Source organism: Peribacillus frigoritolerans, assembly GCF_040250305.1.
Classification (GTDB): domain Bacteria; phylum Bacillota; class Bacilli; order Bacillales; family DSM-1321; genus Peribacillus.
On the sequence record NZ_CP158190.1, the window covers coordinates 661,851 to 679,807 of the forward strand.

At 40.1% G+C, this 17,957-nt stretch carries 15 protein-coding genes; 14 read left to right on the forward strand and 1 reads right to left on the reverse strand.

What is annotated here, in order from left to right; all coding sequences use genetic code 11:
• Positions 1-141: 141 nt before the first annotated feature.
• From ABOA58_RS03190 to ABOA58_RS03235, 10 genes are all read left to right on the forward strand, one after another.
• Positions 142-348, forward strand: a complete 207-nt coding sequence (locus tag ABOA58_RS03190) for a hypothetical protein (protein WP_350301173.1) — start codon at positions 142-144, stop codon at positions 346-348.
• An 83-nt stretch (positions 349-431) separates the two neighbouring features.
• Positions 432-1,769, forward strand: coding sequence for a YjiH family protein (locus ABOA58_RS03195; protein ID WP_350301174.1), 1,338 nt, complete (start codon positions 432-434; stop codon positions 1,767-1,769).
• A 335-nt stretch (positions 1,770-2,104) separates the two neighbouring features.
• On the forward strand, positions 2,105-3,730 hold the full coding sequence (nikA, locus tag ABOA58_RS03200; protein WP_350301175.1) for a nickel ABC transporter substrate-binding protein: 1,626 nt from the start codon (positions 2,105-2,107) through the stop codon (positions 3,728-3,730).
• Between the two features lie 17 nt (positions 3,731-3,747).
• On the forward strand, positions 3,748-4,692 hold the full coding sequence (gene nikB / locus ABOA58_RS03205; RefSeq protein ID WP_350301176.1) for a nickel ABC transporter permease subunit NikB: 945 nt from the start codon (positions 3,748-3,750) through the stop codon (positions 4,690-4,692).
• Positions 4,689-5,519: a nickel ABC transporter permease subunit NikC gene (nikC, locus tag ABOA58_RS03210; protein ID WP_063234728.1), complete on the forward strand. Its 831-nt coding sequence runs from the start codon at positions 4,689-4,691 to the stop codon at positions 5,517-5,519. The genes nikB and nikC overlap by 4 nt, the downstream gene beginning before the upstream one ends.
• Positions 5,520-5,537: 18 nt before the next feature.
• Positions 5,538-6,365 (forward strand): nickel import ATP-binding protein NikD, encoded by an 828-nt coding sequence (nikD, locus tag ABOA58_RS03215; protein ID WP_350301177.1) that lies wholly within the window; start codon positions 5,538-5,540, stop codon positions 6,363-6,365.
• A 33-nt stretch (positions 6,366-6,398) separates the two neighbouring features.
• Entirely contained in the window at positions 6,399-7,214 is an 816-nt protein-coding gene (nikE, locus tag ABOA58_RS03220; protein WP_350301178.1) for a nickel import ATP-binding protein NikE, read from the forward strand.
• 397 nt (positions 7,215-7,611) lie between these two features.
• Positions 7,612-8,388: a transporter substrate-binding domain-containing protein gene (locus ABOA58_RS03225; protein WP_137017804.1), complete on the forward strand. Its 777-nt coding sequence runs from the start codon at positions 7,612-7,614 to the stop codon at positions 8,386-8,388.
• Positions 8,389-8,452: 64 nt separating this feature from the next.
• Entirely contained in the window at positions 8,453-9,097 is a 645-nt protein-coding gene (locus tag ABOA58_RS03230) for an amino acid ABC transporter permease (protein ID WP_076370951.1), read from the forward strand.
• The gene (locus ABOA58_RS03235) at positions 9,094-9,828 is read left to right on the forward strand and encodes an amino acid ABC transporter ATP-binding protein (RefSeq protein ID WP_101224851.1); all 735 of its coding nucleotides are present in this window, start codon (positions 9,094-9,096) and stop codon (positions 9,826-9,828) included. The genes ABOA58_RS03230 and ABOA58_RS03235 overlap by 4 nt, the downstream gene beginning before the upstream one ends.
• Before the next feature lie 228 nt (positions 9,829-10,056).
• Here the strand turns inward: ABOA58_RS03235 and ABOA58_RS03240 are convergent, their stop codons facing one another.
• Positions 10,057-12,564, reverse strand: a complete 2,508-nt coding sequence (locus ABOA58_RS03240; protein WP_350301179.1) for an NEW3 domain-containing protein — start codon at positions 12,562-12,564, stop codon at positions 10,057-10,059.
• Between the two features lie 255 nt (positions 12,565-12,819).
• On the opposite strand from ABOA58_RS03240, the gene ABOA58_RS03245 reads away from it, so the two are divergent.
• The 4 genes from ABOA58_RS03245 to ABOA58_RS03260 are packed head-to-tail and all read left to right on the forward strand — an operon-like array spanning position 12,820 to position 17,950.
• Entirely contained in the window at positions 12,820-14,046 is a 1,227-nt protein-coding gene (locus tag ABOA58_RS03245) for an ROK family transcriptional regulator (RefSeq protein ID WP_350301180.1), read from the forward strand.
• The gene (locus ABOA58_RS03250; RefSeq protein ID WP_350301181.1) at positions 14,046-15,137 is read left to right on the forward strand and encodes an extracellular solute-binding protein; all 1,092 of its coding nucleotides are present in this window, start codon (positions 14,046-14,048) and stop codon (positions 15,135-15,137) included. The genes ABOA58_RS03245 and ABOA58_RS03250 overlap by 1 nt, the downstream gene beginning before the upstream one ends.
• Before the next feature lie 15 nt (positions 15,138-15,152).
• Entirely contained in the window at positions 15,153-16,265 is a 1,113-nt protein-coding gene (locus ABOA58_RS03255; RefSeq protein WP_350301182.1) for an ABC transporter ATP-binding protein, read from the forward strand.
• Positions 16,262-17,950 carry an ABC transporter permease gene (locus ABOA58_RS03260; RefSeq protein WP_350301183.1) on the forward strand — a complete coding sequence of 563 codons (1,689 nt, stop codon included), beginning with the start codon at positions 16,262-16,264 and terminating at the stop codon, positions 17,948-17,950. The genes ABOA58_RS03255 and ABOA58_RS03260 overlap by 4 nt, the downstream gene beginning before the upstream one ends.
• The last annotated feature ends 7 nt before the right edge of the window (positions 17,951-17,957 follow it).

A 17,957-nucleotide genomic window follows, 5' to 3' on the forward strand; every position in this document is an offset into this window, starting at 1 on the left:
AAACCAAGCATTTTGCTATTAAATTTCGCTCTAATTTAATATAGATTATAAAATGAACAATATTAGATGAATTTTTGTAAATAAATTATAAAATAATCATCAAAAAATAAAATTATTATTAGAATTTTCAGTATACAATGAATGTTAAATAACGAGGAGGTCTATCAAAATGAAAGCGGATACAATAAATGGAATAACGACTTTATGAAGGAACAGGATTGCATACAAAAGACAGTACTTCCCATATTAATGAACGACCGGAATATAGCTGAGCACCCAGATGGCGGTGTAAGGCGGGATTGGAAAGCGGCACATAACTGGAAGTGTTTTGCTTCGAATCCTCAATAAGAGCTGGAAGAGGGTGAAACTCTGGGGAATCCTAACAATGCACGAGGATCGGATATGGGTATTATATAATAGGGGGAATAATTATGGGATCACCAAATGTGGCGACAAATACGAAACAAGAGAAGCCGCAAATTCAATCAACTACTAATATACTGAAGTTTATAGTATATAGTTTAATAGGAAGTTTTATGTTTTTTATTCCTATTACCATAAATGGTGTTTCAAGCATACCAATTGATCATATAGTAACATGGATCAAAGTAACCTTGCCGTCAGCCGTTCCTATTTATGCTCTTATTGTCATTCTATTAGGAGCTGTTTATCCATTTATTTCAAAAAGCTGGAGCAAGGATAAGGTATCAATAGTTTTTTCCTTTTTAAAAGTAATAGGTGCTGTTGTTGCGATCTTAATATATTTCAAGATTGGGCCCGAATGGTTAATGGCCCCAAGTATGGGTCCTTTCCTTTTCGAAAAACTTGTCATACCTGTAGGACTTGTCGTTCCTTTTGGTGCTCTATTTTTGGCGCTTCTCATTGGATACGGGCTTCTCGAATTTTTAGGTGTACTGATGCAGCCAATCATGAGGCCGATATTTAAAACGCCGGGGCGTTCAGCAGTTGATATGGTCGCCGATTTAGCAGGAAGCTACTCCATTGGTATGCTTATTACGAATCGACTATATAAAGAAGGAAAATACACGGTTAAAGAAGCCGCTATTATTGCAACTGGTTTTTCAACCGTTTCAGCAACGTTCATGATCGTTGTAGCAAAAACTCTCGGGCTTATGGACATATGGTCCCTTTTCTTTTGGGTTTCTTTAGGGATAACATACCTTGTCACTGCCATTACCGTACGTATTTGGCCATTAAATAAAATGAGTGACGATTATTATTCGGATAATGCCGATCCAGAAGAGGTTATCAAAGAAGGACTTCTCAAAAATGCCTGGTATAGTGCGATGGTTGGAGCAAACAATTCCGTAAGTCTTGGCAGAAATTTATGGGATAACTTAAAGGACGGTTTTCTTATGACAATGAGCATTCTGCCGTCCATTTTATCGGTTGGTCTCATTAGCCTTGTATTAGCGGAGTATACTCCAGTATTTAATTTACTTGGCTATCTTTTTTACCCATTTACTTGGGCATTGCAAATACCTGAACCATTTTTGGCTGCAAAAGCTTCAGCTATAGGAATTGCAGAAATGTTCCTGCCGGCGCTTCTCGTAGTAGAAGCACCTCTGGTAACTAAGTTCATTATTGCCGTGGTATCTGTATCATCCATATTGTTCTTTTCAGCGACGATCCCTTGTATCCTATCAACCGAAATCCCAATCAGCATTACGAAGTTGATTGTAATCTGGTTTGAACGGACGCTCATCACGTTAATTATTACTGCACCTATCGCAATATTGCTGCTTTAGTACAAATCAACGAATCTTAATTCGATCACAAATCGAACGGGGAGTTCGTATTAGAAGGTCAACCAGTAAAAATTACTGGTTGACCTTCTTTAATAGAATCTTTTATAGTCAGGAGGCATGGTAGGACGTACGGGTGCGTGGGGCATTTGAAGGCTTGTTGGGACGTAGTATAAATTATTTGGAGCAGCATCACCACAGAAAAGGATTTTGAGTTTATATGTTTCTAACAAAACATATTTATATCTTTCAAGAATTTCGACATTATATTGACAATAATATAGTTACTCATTAGAATTGAAAATGATTCTCAATATGGTACTGGAGGCACCAATGTTATGTCAAAAAGAAGAAAAAGCAAACAAGTGTTATTTATATCCGCAATCGTTTTAATTTTATCAACGCTTTTACTTGGATGTACAAATGAATCAAAAGAAAATTCAACTTCAAATAAAGACAGTAAAGACATGCTTACTTTGGCTTGGCCGAGGGATATAGGTGAAATGAATCCGCATGTCTATAATCCTTCTCAATTATTCGCTACATCAATGATATATGAACCTTTGGTTAGCTACCAAGATGGAGGAGAGCTGAAGCCGCATTTAGCTGAATCTTGGGAAATTTCCAAGGATGGGAAGGAATATACGTTCAACCTCCGTCAAGATGTGAAATTTTCTGACGGTACGAGCTTTAATGCTGAAATTGTGAAAAAGAACTTTGATACTATATTGAAAAATGTTGATTTACATAGTTGGTTGGGCTTTATTACGAAAGTGGATCAAACGGAAGTAATTGACCAAAACACATTTAAACTAACATTAAAGGAGCCATATTATCCTACTATTCAAGAGTTAGCCGTCGTTCGTCCAGTCCGATTCTTAGGTGATGCTGGATTCCCTAAAGATGGTGACACTTCTAAAGGTGTTACAAAACCAGTCGGTACAGGCCCATGGATTTTGGAAGAACATAAAGCAGATGAATATGCTATTTTCAAACGCAATGAAAATTATTGGGGTGAACTCCCTAAAGTTAAGAAAATCAAAGTCAAGATCATTCCTGATGCTGAAACCCGTGTTCTTGCTTTTGAAAAAGGTGACCTGGACCTAATTTATGGTGAAGGTGCTATCAGTCTGGATGCTTTCAAACAATTAGAAACAACAGGTAACTATGAGACTAGTATTTCTGATCCGGTTGCGACAAGACAACTAGTTATGAATACGAAGAAAGAACAACTTTCAGATTTACGTGTTCGTCAAGCGTTACAATATGGATTTAATAAAAAAGCAATGGTTGACGGAGTTACTTCTGGGTTGGAAGAGAAGGCAGATTTCATTTTACCGACAAACTTCCCGTATACTTCAGACATTGATGTAACAGCGATTGATTATAATGTCGAAAAAGCAAAAGCTTTATTAGATGAAGCAGGATGGAAGCTTCCAAAAGGAAAAAACGTTCGTGAGAAAGACGGAAAGCCGCTTGAAATCGAGTTAATGTACGACTCTGCAGAATCGATTCAAAAAGCAATGGCCGAAACATTACAATCTGAGTGGGCGGCACTGGGTGTTAAATTAAATATCGTTGGAGTTGAGCTTACGGTACAAATTGAAAGATTCAAAGCTAATGATTTTGAATTGAATTTCTTTAGTAACTATGGCGCTCCATATGATCCACATACTTTCGTAAATGTCGTTGGTTCAGAAGGATTTGGTTTTAACGAAGCCATTTCATCTTATCCGAACAGAGATGAGTTGTTAAAACAAATTGCAGATGTTCCTGGAACAACAGATGAAAAAGAACGTCAAGAACTTTACTCAACCATTTTGGAATCACTGCAAGACCAAGGAGCGATTGTGCCTATTTCTTATATTAAGAAAATAGCTGTTTACCAAAAAGATGTATCTAATTTTACATTCCCTGCTAACCGGGATGAACATCCATTCACAGGAATTAGCATCGAGAAGTAAGTTACAGGAGGGTTATCATGGGCACTTATATCTTGAAACGAATTATGGCCATTATTCCCATCTTTCTTTTGGCCACTCTTCTAACGTTTGGAATGATTCACCTTTCACCAGTGGACCCAGCTGAGGCATATTTATCTGCAGCACATATCCAATCTACAGATGAGATATTGGCACAGAAAAGACATGAGTTTGGCTTAGATCAACCCCTCCATGTTCAATATGTAAATTCTATTATTAAGATATGCCAATTTGATTTTGGCATATCTTATCTTTCGAATAAACCTGTTTGGGACGAGGTTACCTATCGAATGCCAGCGACCATTCAGTTAGCTTTAGGTAGCATCATATTAGCTATCCTGGTCAGTGTCCCTCTTGGATTTTTGGCAGGCATAAAGAAAAACAGCGGTATTGACCATTTTAGTCGCCTTCTCTCTTTTTTCGGGGCATCCATCCCCTCTTTTTGGCTTGGTTATTTATTGATTTTTTTCTTTTCTGTTAAACTCGACTTGTTCCCTGTTGAAGGAATTGGGACTTGGCAACATCTGGTTCTCCCTTCCGTTACTTTAGCTTTGCCATTAATAGCCTTGTATACTCGACTATTACGTGCTAGCGTTCTTGAAAATTTACAGGAACCTTATGTCCTTTTTGCTCGCACAAGAGGGATTCATGAAAAAGTCATTATGGGAAAACATGTATTGAGAATAGCCATATCCCCAATGATTACTGGACTGGGGATGAATTTAGGAAAGCTGCTGACTGGAACCATTATCGTCGAAGCGGTTTTTTCCTGGCCAGGATTCGGTCGTTATTTCATTGAAGCTATTTTTAATCGGGATGTTCCGGTCATTCAATGCTATGTGCTTTTAGCAGCGGGACTATTCATTTTTAGCAACTTGATTGTTGACCTTATTCAAATGTGTATCGACCCACGCATCTCCAGAAAAGGAGGGCAACGTCAATGATAACAAGTCTTCGTATTATGATGAAAAGTCAGAAAGTGATTGTCCTTTGTTCGATAATATTGAGCTTCCTATTTATCATTACCATCTTGGCTCCTTGGATTGCACCTAATGATCCTATTGCAGTCAATTTAGCTAATAAACTACAGCCCTCTTCCTTTGAGTATCCATTGGGAACTGATCATTTAGGAAGATGTACGTTATCACGCATCTTATATGGAGCTCGCATTTCGTTAGGATTTGCCACATTAATCTTTATCTCATCTTTAGGCATCGGCTTGATTGTTGGAACCATTGCTGGTTATAAAGGTGGATGGGTGGACCAGGTGCTAATGAGACTTTGTGATGGTGTTATGGCATTTCCGAATCTTTTGCTCATTCTTGGACTTGTAGGTATTTTGGGACCTGGCCTTAAACAGGTCATCTTAGCATTGATGCTTGTGCAATGGGTGTATTATGCGAGAATTTTCCGAGGAATGGTACTTAGTCTGAAAGAACAAAACTATATAGCTGCAGCTAAAATAAGCGGTTCTTCTCAATGGAAGATAATAAAGAAACATATCGTTCCAAATGTTCTTCCGCCGCTCGCTGTTATGGGTACATTAGAAATGGGTTGGGCCATCATGGATATATCGGCCATGTCGTTTCTAGGTTTAGGTGTGCAACCCCCTACACCAGAATGGGGAGCAATGATTCATGAAGGGAAATCGTATATTCGGACGAATCCAGAATTAATGCTATATCCAGGTTTGATGATTATGCTCGTTGTCGTCACCTTCAATTTATTAGGCGAAGCGCTATCAGAACGTTTTGGAGTCAAACGTCGTTAATAAAAAGGAATGAGAAGATTGGGAACAGAACGATCGAATGTATTAAAAGTGAGCGATCTACATGTACAAGTAAAAACAAAAGATGGTGCTTCCACCCTCGTTCAGGATATTAATTTTGAACTGGAAAAAGGGAAGGTACTGGGGCTTGTTGGGGAAAGTGGGAGTGGTAAAACCGTTACGAGTATGTCCATTCTACAGCTTCTTGATCGGAGAACAACGACCATTGAAGGTAGCATTACCCTCCAAGGACGAGAATTGAATGGTTTAGACGATAAAGAAATACGTGAAATTCGCGGCAAGGATATTGCCTTTATTATGCAAAATCCGATGAATGCATTTACGCCTGTTTTTACAATTGGCAATCAATTTATCGAAACGATTAGGTCTCATACCTCATTGAATAAAAAACAAGCAAAAGAGCTTGCCATCGATGCGATGCAAAATGTAAACCTGCCAGATCCCGCGAAACTATTAAAAAGCTACCCTTTTCAATTGAGTGGAGGTATGCTTCAACGGGTGATGATTGCGATGGCTGCTTGTTTAAATCCTACCGTTATTATTGCTGATGAGCCGACAACTGCACTCGACGTTCATAACCAATTACAAGTACTTCGCCACTTGGATAAAATTCGTTCTGAATATGGAACATCCATTTTACTCATTTCTCATGATTTAGGAGTCATTTCTGAAATGGCAGATGATGTAGTCGTTATGCAACATGGCAGAATTGTAGAAACTGCAAATGTATTTGAATTATTTGATAATCCGCAGCATGAGTATACAAAGAAACTGCTAAATGCCCGCCTTATCTTAAACCATGAAGAACCTATCACCCATATGTTGTGATATATAGATTGCATTCTTTTGAGGGGGGAACAAATGAGTTTATTACAAGTAAAAGAAGTAACTCATAGCTATAATTCTCATGCGTTTTTTAAATGGAAAGAGCATTCTAAAAAAGTACTCACTGACATTTCCCTCTCTATAGACGAAGGAACATGTTTAGGACTACTTGGCACGAGTGGAGCTGGAAAAAGTACATTAGGAAAAGTGATCCTTGGCTTAGAACGTCCACAGCAAGGACAGGTTCTGTTTCAAGGGCATGATATCTATACGGCTGATAAGCTTACTCGACAAAAGATACGCCGAGATCTACAAGTCGTCTTTCAGGATTCGTATTCATCTGTCAATCCACGAATGACAGCCGAGAGTATTATAGGCGAGCCATTAGGAAACTATGAAAAACTAACCGTAGCCGAACAAAAAAGAACGGTTATTGAGTTATTGGAAAGAGTGGGCCTAAGTGAAAAGGATTTGAAAAAATACCCACACCAATTTAGCGGTGGACAATTGCAAAGAATTAATATTGCTAGAGCAATCTCTCTTAAGCCACTGCTAATCGTCTTAGACGAATCCGTAAGCAGTCTGGATATGGTTAATCAAACACTAATTTTAGAATTATTAAGTGAGTTGAAAAAAGACTTCGGCTTATCTTATCTTTTTATTACACATGATATTAAAGCGGCCTATTCAATCTCTGATACTTTGGGTGTACTGGAAAAAGGAGAATTAATCGAGCTTTACGATTCTAAGGATCAGTTTTTTTCGTCAGAACATCCTGTCATTAAACAAATGAGAGGCTCTATCCTTGCTGAGCATCCACGTTTTCGTTCTCTTCCGACGAGGACTAACTAGACCTAGTCTAGAATCTATATTTATTGATTAGAAGGCCTCGATTTCAGTTTGTTAATCGAGGCTCTTTTTTATATTTCTTCTGAAGAACATATTGGAGGGCCTAAAATCGAAAATCAAGCTTCCAATGATCTTAAAGGGTTGTCTCCTAATGGGGGTTTCAAAACTGCCCCTGGTAAAAAACAACTTTAAAGGCATGACCGGCTGTTTTTATAGTGAAGGATTCCATATCCTTTTTATTTTCCATCACTGAAACAATATTAGGAAAAACATCCATAAAAATTATTTGGAGAAAATAATATTTATTCTAAAAATTCATATTATAATACTTTGTTCTTATGCTATATTATAGGGAGAATTATTTATTATCACGTATAATTTAAGAATTGGAGTGATTTGAATGAAGAAACTTGGTTTACTTAGTATGTTTTTGATTCTAACTATCTTTATCTCGGCTTGTGGCACCAATGAAGAAAAAAATGCAGGTGAGGAAAAGAAACCTGAAAAGGTATATAAAGTTGGTGTGGATACGACTTATCCTCCTTTTGAATTTAAAGAGGGGAACGAATATAAAGGCATTGATATTGAATTGATCAATGCAATCGCAAAAGACCAGGATTTTAAAATCAAATTGTCTCCAATGGATTTCGGCGGAATCATCCCGGCTATGCAAGCCAATCAGCTTGATGTGGCCATTGCGGGAATGAGCATTACAGAGGAAAGAAAAAAGGTAGTGGATTTCTCAACACCGTATTTTGATGCAGGATTAACGATAGTTGTTAAAAAAGAGAATACAAGTACTAAAACTGTTAAAGATCTTAAAGGAAAAACCATAGCAGTGAAAAAAGGGACAACCGGTGCTAAATATGCACAGGATAATGCTACGAAACTAGGAATTAAAGTTGTTCAATTCAATGATAGTCCAGCGATGTTCCAGGAAGTGGCCAACGGCAACGCCGATGCCCTTATAGAAGATTACCCGGTTATCTCCTATGCGATCGCCCAAAAAGATCTTGGGTTGAAAATCGTAGGTGACCGTTTGAATGGTGACCAATATGGAATTGCTGTATTGAAAGGGCAAAACGAGGATTTATTGAAGAAAATAAATGATGGTCTTGCCAATCTTAAAAAAGACGGCACGTATGATGAAATTATAAAAACGTATCTTGGTGAATAAACAATAGATTAAAGCTCAATAAGCGCGCTTATGGCGCGCTTTCTTTTTCAAAGGGGTGAAAGAAATGGATATAATTGTTGCGGCATTGCCTATTTTATTAAAAGGACTTCAGGTGACACTTTATATCTTTGTGATTGCCATTATCCTAGGTTTTTTGATTGGTTTACTTGTCGCATTGCTGCGACTTGCCCCCATCAAAATCTTGAACTGGATTGCAAAGGTTTATGTGGACGCAATACGAGGGACACCGTTCATCGTTCAGTTATTTTTTATCTATTTTGGTGTGAATTCACTGAATTTGATTTCTTTGGACAGTACAACAGCTGGTATAATTACCGTTGCAATCAATGCAGGGGCATATTTTGCTGAAATAATAAGGGCAGGGATACAATCCATTGATAAAGGACAAACGGAAGCGGCAAGATCCATCGGGTTCACTGGAACTCAAACAATGAGGTATGTCGTGCTTCCGCAAGCCTTCAGAAGGATGCTCCCTACCATTACGAACCAATCGATCATCAGCTTGAAAGACACTTCTCTATTATCCGTCATTGGAATAGCCGATTTAACCCAGCAAGGTCAGATTCAGGCTTCGGCAACCTTTGAAGCATTCAAGATTTGGCTGGCAGTTGGTGTGATCTACTTTATCATCATCTATTTGTTAACCCTAATTGCTAATTTCATAGAAAGGAGGGTACAAGTTCGATGAGTATCATAACTGTAAAAAACCTGAGAAAATCATTTGGAACTGTCGAGGTTTTAAAAGATATCAACGCAGAAGTGCAGGAAAAGGAAGTAATTTGTGTAATAGGCCCTTCTGGATCTGGAAAGAGTACCTTCCTTCGTTGCCTGAATCTCCTTGAGGAAGTTACGGGCGGTGAGGTGGTCATTAACGGACATGATATAACCGATCCTAAAAGGAAAATCAATATAAACAAAGTCCGGCAAGAAGTTGGAATGGTTTTTCAACATTTCAATCTATTTCCTCATAAAACCGTTTTGGAGAACATAACCTTGGGTCCTATTAAAATTCGTGCCACCGATAAAGCAGAAGCGAGAAGGTTAGCGCTTGAGTTATTGGATAAGGTTGGTCTAAAGGAAAAAGCAAATAGCTATCCAGGGGAACTTTCCGGCGGACAAAAACAGCGGGTCGCAATCGCAAGGGCATTGGCGATGAATCCGAAGATCATGCTATTTGATGAACCGACTTCGGCCCTTGACCCTGAAATGGTCGGCGATGTTTTGGAGGTAATGAAACAACTTGCAAAAGAAGGCATGACAATGGTCGTTGTTACGCATGAAATGGGCTTTGCCCGGGAAGTCGGGGACCGGGTGATATTCATGGATGGAGGGTATATCGTGGAAGAAAATGAGCCGAATGAATTATTCGGTAACCCTCAGCACGAAAGAACGAAAGCATTCTTGAGCAAAGTGCTTTAACTGGATGCCTATAAGAGATCATGGTAAATCATGAATGAGGTTGTGCATGAAGTGTGGACAAAGGAATGCGGGAAATGAGGGGAAACCCAAACGCATGAGCCTTTCCCTCGTCTTTGTGCATAACTTTTTTGGTTTTTAGAGCAGGAATCGGTCAGGCGATGGCTTCAATTGGCAAACATCAAAAAAAGAAACCTATGCATTCGACACATGCATAGGTTTCTTCTTTATTTACTTGGCACCGTAACTAATCAAGTTCGTCATGATTCGATATCCGCCTGGAACCTGGCCTTGAATTTGCCTGTATAGCACAAGGTTAGTGTAGAGGTAGGTGCCATTACCGTATTTGGCCATGAGGATTCCGCCATCAAATGGTTCTTCATTTGGATCAGCCATGGAAATGAATGTCTCATACCGTTCATCCCATTCCATTGGGAAATACAATCCTCTTTCTTGGACCCAATTGCTCCAGTCATCATTTGTTATTTTATTTGGATAGTTAAAAAGCGCTGATTCTGGTTTCGACACGTTTACCGTGGCTTTTTCATCGGTTACCCGCCAGCGAATGGAAGGATTCCCGAGGGTAAGAGGATATGGAGCAGTCTTCATGGCATCCCAACCATCACCCGGTTTATGGTATTGCACGACGAGATGACCGCCGTTTTCCACATATTCAAGTAAGCGCGCGTTATTTGCCTTTAAATCTTCCCTTGATAGATAGGCACGGATGCCTGTAACGATCGTATCATATTGACTTAAATCACCTTCAGCTAAATCAGCTGCAGTTAACTTCGTAATGTTCAGCCCTGCATTGCTTAAGTAATCTGCCACTTTATCGAATCCGCTTTCAATGTACCCCACTTTTAATGAAGCTGGCTTCAAAAGCTCAAATGCAACGGTATTGATAGCTGCTGGGTATTGGTAATAGAATGTTCCGATATGGTCATAGGAAATTTCCTGAATGGTCGAATCAAAGGTTTTCCCATTGACAGTAGCAGCTGCCTTCACCTGATATTCACCATTTTGTATTGTCTTCGGTGGTCTGAGGGTGAACTTCACTTGTTTTTCTTCTGATTTTTCTTTAAATGATACAGTGGCATTTTGGGGATGAACTCCCCAATTTTCAGGGACTTTTAAAGCGACCTTTGCCGATGCTTTTCCTTCTGTATAGTTTTTCAAGGTTACCGTCACTGGGACTTCCTCTTTTACATCTGCTGTATTTACGACGATATCTTCAGGAGATAGGGTAAGGCCAACGTCGGGAAGGACAGCGATCGTTCCATCCACTTCCTCCTTGATGGAAGTTTTTGTGCTGCCGTATTTATAAGAAATGCTGGTCGTAATGGTTGATTGATCATAGGCATGGTAATAGGCTGCATCTTCAGGGACTTCAACCAGATAGGTCATTGTCGCTGATTTATTTGGTGCCAGATTGACATCTTTAGCTTTTGTTTTGGTCTTCCATCCTTTAGGCACGTTCAATGCAGCAGAGACTTTTTTCAAGGTTTGTTTCCCGTTATTCTTCACGGTTACGGTTACGTGCGTTTTTTGACCTTTCGTCAGGATCTTTGAAGCTGCTTTAGCTTGAACTTCGAGTCCTGAGGAGACATAACTGACGTTTTGCAATTGCTCTTCTTTTAATGAGAGCTTATGAAGCAAGTCGTTCTTAATGGCAGGGCTTAGCTTTGTCTTTTTGACTTGCGCGGTAATTGAACGAACATTGGAGAGAGCATTTTGGGATATTGAAAAAACACGTTTTTCATTTGGATAAGCCGCAATAACAGCGTCCAAATTCCGTTGCAGGTATTTAAATTCACCTTTTAATTTTGAAGCTGAGCGGGGGAGTTTTTCAGTCCATTCAGTAAAATTGTAAGGTACACCTGCAAAAAGGTCCGACTGGTTTTTTGTATCAACGGCGCTTTGCTTCAAATCCAGATGAATCTGGCGGGGTGCTGCCGGGATATCAGAACCCATGCCTTGGCTTTTATGCAGATAGCGGGATTGTTCTCCAAGCTGTGGGTAAGTCATATTGTATATTGGGTCATATTCACCGATTTCAATCGAAGTGGTTGCTTGATCTGCCGAGGAAACGGGCAAATATAACTTTTTCACTTGCCATACCGATAGCCCTTGTTTCAATTGTTGCGGAAACACAGTTGGGTCGGCCGCATCCTTAAAGGCACGTTCACTTAAGATTGTCATTGTTCGATGATGTCCATGCTGGGTAGCATCATTTTGAAAGGATGGCATCAATATATCCGGCTGATACGTCCGAATAAAGCGGATAAGCCGTTCATAGGTGAGTTCTTCGCCCCATTTTTCTAATGTTTCCTCTGGTGTTTTAGAGAAGCCGAAATCATAAATGGGATCTGAGGTAGTTTCACTTAGATGATAGGCCTTAACCCCGGTGATTTTCGCAGCTTCAATCATTTCCCTCGAACGGATGATTCCAAGAGCATTGTCCAGTTCATCCCCAATTTCATTTTGTCCGCCTTCACCTCGGTTTGCAATCAGGCTGGAGGTCTTCACCCCTAACCCTCTCGATAGATATGCGAGAAAGTCACTGCGTTCATCATCTGGATGGGCACCGCTGTTCAAGAATGTCACGGTCGTCTCGAGCGGCTTGACCGCATTCCATAACTCAACGTTTGCTTCCTCAGGATTTGCAGCGCTACCTCCAAGCGGCAATAATGCAAGAACCAACAAAAGGGAAAGCAGCGATAACAGAGCTTTTTTCATTAATTTTTTAACCCCCTTCAACTTTATAAGACACCTAAAAAAATGTAGGTTAGTAATATTTTCTAACTAACCAGACGAAAAAAACTTATCTAATAAATAGCATTAATGGTTATAAATGTAAATGATTCGAAGTAACTATTAAAGGTTGAACATTTTAAATGTTCAGAAAAATAACTTGTGTACTGAATTTTTTTAAGTTATATTTTTACTTAATTAGTAAGATTTACTAACTAAATGATGTAAGGCCGTGATGTGATGAGTTTTAAAAGAACACCCAGTCATCAAAAATATGTAAATAAAAAAAGAATCATTCAATGCATCCAGGAATGTTCGCCCATTTCAAGAGCTGAAATCGCCGTTAAGCTTCAGCTAAGTAAACCAACTGTTTCTCTGGCTGTGGATGAACTTATAAGGGAGAAATGGGTATTTGAGAAAGGAATAGGAGAATCCTCCTCTCAAGGCGGGAGAAGGCCCATCCAGCTCTTTTTTAATGAAAAGGCTGCCTATATCATTGGGGTCGATATAGGCGGGACGAAAGTGAAAATCATTTTAAGTGATTTAAGCGGCAACATTCTTGCCGACACTAGTTTTTCAACAAACACTTATTTACATTCAGGACTTCTTAAACAAATGGCGATTGAAACGGAACGGTTAATTGCAAAGAACCAGATTGCGAAAGGCAGGATATTGGGAATGGGAGTCGGGATTCCTGGTATAACGCAAACGGCAAGCGGATTAGTAATAGAGGCACCGAGTTTAGGCTGGGTACAATATCCGTTCATAGCCGAAGCGAAGCGGTATTTTGATTTCCCGATTTTTCTGGACAATGATGTAAACGCGGCTGCATTAGGTGAACAGTGGCTGGGTAATGCACAAAATAAGCGGAATTTGCTGTTCATTGCGGTAGGCACGGGGATAGGAAGCGGTATTATCTTGAATAACCAGTTATACAGAGGGGCTTCCAGTGCAGCTGGGGAAATGGGATATATGGTAACGGACAAAGAGGATATGAAGCGTGAATTCAAGCCGATTTTCAATAGATACGGTTATTTGGAAAGTGTCGCAGGAGGAAAGTCGATAGGCAGTCATTTTACAAGGGAGGTTCTCAAGGATCCTCTTCATCTTTTATTCGAACGGGCCAAATCTTCCGAACTATCGGGGGAGGATGCCTTTTTGTCAGCAAAAAAAGGAGACACGACTGCAATGGCCGTCATAAATGAAGCCATCGAACATTTAGCGTGCGGAATTGTCAATGCGGCTAGTTTGCTAAATCCAGAAGTGATCATTTTAGGAGGTGGTGTATTAAATTCATCTGAATACATTTTACCTAGAATTCGGGAGGTCGTTGATCGATATCTTCCAAGTTTAGTAGAATTGAAAACTTCACAACTTGGAGAAAACGCAGGAGTACTAGGAGCGGTTTCCTTATTCTTAAGGGAGCATGATGGCATTTTGAATTTTCGGGATGAGGGGGAGTATTAATGAAAAATAGGAAAAAGTCGCTTGTTTCAGTAATGGCCTTATCGGCAGCACTATTGATTTCGGGATGTAACGGTACAGATACGAAAACGAATTCGGATGCTGGCGGTGCCAAGGGAAAAAAGGGTGATCTGGAAGATAAAATCGTTGTTTATTCACCGCATGGCAAAGATATTTTATTTAAATTCGAAAAGCAGTTCGAAGATGAGTATGGTATTGATGTTGAGTGGCTTGATATGGGGTCCCAGGAAATCCTTGACCGCGTTCGATCAGAGAAAAGTAATCCGCAGGCAGACGTTTGGTGGGGGGCACCTTCCACGAACTTCAATCAAGCAAAGGGTGATGGGCTGCTGGCTTCTTATAAGCCTAGCTATTCCGATAGTCTCGATGAAGGATTCCACGATCCGGAATGGTATTGGACGGGAACGAGCCAGACACCGGAAGTCATCATGTATAACAGCAAAGAACTATCAAAAGACGAGGTACCGAAAGATTGGGATGAGCTGCTTGATCCGAAGTGGAAAGATGAAATCATCATCCGCTATCCGTTAGCCTCAGGAACGATGAGGACAATTTTTTCTGCTATGATCTATCGGACGTATAAGGATACAAATGATCCAAAAGAAGGGTATGACTGGTTAAAGAAGCTCGACCAAAACACAAAGGAATATTCAGCAAACCCGGAAATGATGTATAACAAGGTAGCCAAAGGAGAGGGCTCACTTTCCGTTTGGGCAATGCCGGATGTTGTCATGCTGAAGGAAAATAAAAATTATCCGTTTGAGTTCGTCATTCCGGAAAGCGGAACACCTGTATTGACAGAAGGTATCGCCATCGTTGAAGGTGCCAAGCATCCAAAAGCGGCTGAAGCCTTTTATGAGTTCGTGAATTCACCAGAAGCCGCAAAAACATTGGCAGAAGAATTTTACAGAATTCCGACCAGAAGTGATGTGAAGGATTTACCTGAATGGATCACGGAAACGGAAATTAAAGCGATGGATATTGATTGGAATGCATTCGAGGAAAAAGGTGACGAGTGGATGAAATACTGGGACGAAAATATTAAAAGTGGAGATAAAGAAATTAAAGAATAAGGAAGTGTCGTTGGGATGGCGTCAATAAAAATAGAGAATGTCCAAAAAGCCTTCGGGAAAACGATAGCTGTTGACCATTTAAATCTGGACATCAAAGAAGGGGAGTTTTTTACCTTTCTTGGTCCAAGCGGCTGCGGTAAAACGACAACGCTTCGGATGATTGCCGGTTTTTATTATCCAACAAAAGGTGTCGTCCGATTTGGCGACAAAGATATGACGCGTGTACCTCCGGAGAAAAGAAATACAGGCATGGTTTTTCAAAACTATGCCCTCTTTCCCCACATGACTGTTTTTGAAAATGTAGCGTTTGGCTTGCGTGTGAGAAAGGTTTCTTCTGCTGACTTAAAGAGGAGAGTGCTGGATGCCCTCCAAAAGGTCAGGCTGGAGAGCTACTCGAATCGTCAAGTGAGCCAGTTAAGCGGAGGGCAGCAGCAGCGGGTGGCCCTTGCAAGAGCACTGGTCATTGAACCGGAAATATTACTGCTGGATGAACCATTAAGTAATCTGGATGCCAAGCTTCGTGATGAAATGAGAGTGGAAATCTTAAGGCTGCAGCGTGATTATAAGATTACCACCATTTATGTCACGCATGATCAAGCTGAGGCATTATCCATGAGTGATCGGATAGCTGTGTTCAATTATGGTGTATGTCACCAGGTCGGGACACCGGCAGAAATTTATAATCGGCCGGCCAATGATTTTGTGGCGAGTTTTATAGGCGAGATTAATCTATTGCCCGTTCAAGTCGAAAAAGTCCAACAAGATAATATAGAGGTTGCCCTTAAAAATAGTGAACAACCGATTAAATTGCATGTACCAAATCAAGCTAGAGAAGGAATTTCGATCTTACAGACTGATGATGACCTTGCTGTTTCGATTCGTCCTGAAGCAATCAGATTTCTGGATGTGACCGAGGAAGGAAAGAATATCTTTAAAGGTAAAATAAATTCCGTCCAATTCTTTGGATCTGTTGTGAATGTCATGGTGGATGTTCAAGACGTGTTACTAAGGGTCGACGTATTTAACACTTATGATTTTGGATACTTTTATCAAGGAAAGGAAGTGTATGTCCAGCTTCCTGAGAAACAGCTGCGTCTTATCCCTGTCATAAGCGGTGATGCGCCATGATTAAAAATCGTGATACGAGATTGACGGTTTGGCTCCTTATACCAGTTGCATTGGTGCTCATAGCTTATGTACTCTATCCATCGTTGAGGACCTTTATAGAAAGTCTGCAAAAAGAAGGAACGATATCCCTTGGGAATTATCAGGACTTCTTCGTACAGGAATCGAAAACGAACTTAGAGGCTCTATGGAATTCTGTTTATATATCCTTATTGAGTGTATTGGTCAGTGCCTTGATTGGCATTCCGCTCGCATTCATTTTTAACCGTTACGATTTTCCCGGCAGAAGCTTCTTTTCATCAGCAGCGATTTTGCCGATTGTCCTTCCATCATTGGTAGGGGTCATGGCCTTTATGTTTTTATATGGAGAATCGGGATTGATTCCAAATGCCATCAAGGACCTGTTTGGTCTCGAGAAGGTTCCATTCAAGATTGGCGGGGTATCGGGAATCCTTATCGTGCATGCCTATACGATGTATGTTTATTTTTATATGACCGTATCAGCTGCAATCAATAAAATAGATCCGTCCCTTGAAGAAGCGGCTTATAACTTAGGTGCAAATAAAATCAAGGTTTTTTGGAAGGTTACATTTCCATTATTGACACCTGCCATCGTTGCCGCTTCTCTACTTGTTTTCATGATATCGATGGCTTCTTTCAGTGCCCCGTTTTTATTAGCTGGCGGATACAGGGTGTTGAGCCTGCAAATTTATTTTTCAAAAATCAATGGTGATATGGAAATTGCCGCTACTCAATCCGTCATTCTATCCATCGTTTCGATTTCATTTCTATTATTCATGCGTTGGTATCAGAATAGGAAGGATTATCGCATGGCTTCGAAAGGAATTGGCGCACACAGGAATGAAGTGAAGAACCCGTTTATGAAATGGGTGATGGTCTTAACGGGTATCATCGGCGTAATTATTCTGCTTTTACCGCACTTTACGATTCTATTGCTTTCACTAGTGCCGGATGGAACCTGGACATTTCAAACATATCCAACAGTATTTAATATGGAAAATTACCGGCTTTTGTTTGAAGACCCTAATATCTTCAAACCGTTACGAAATAGTTTACTGATGGCGGTTATTGCTACGTTGGCAAATCTGGTGTTTGGGGTCATAGCGTCCTATGTACTTGTTAAACGGAAATTCGTCGGGAAAAGCTTTGTCGATATTCTAGTCATGATTCCTTGGGCGTTGCCTGCAACGGTCATAGGGATGAACTTGATATTCGCATTCAATGAACCTAGCATTTTTTCCTTTGGTCAAATATTGGTAGGAACATTTTGGATTTTGCCGCTTGCCTATTTCATCAGGCATATTCCGCTCGTTGTCCGTTCGACTAACGCCGTTCTGGAGCAGCTGGATGACTCGATTGAAGAAGCAGCAAGAAACTTGGGGGCAAAGTGGTTTTATACCTTCAGAAAAGTCATATTCCCGATTATTATGCCTGGTGTTTTATCAGGGACATTATTGGCATTTATCGAATCTGTGGGGGAATTCCCGACCTCGGTCCTGTTGTACACAATTTCAAACAGGCCCATATCCATTGAAATCATGAATCAGCTTCGGATGTTCAATATGGGGCAGGCAGCTGCCTATGGGATGATTCAAATCACGCTGATTGTAATCGTTCTCTTTATTTCGAACAAGTTTTTTGGAATCAAAGCGGAAAAAGCTTTATAAATCGGAG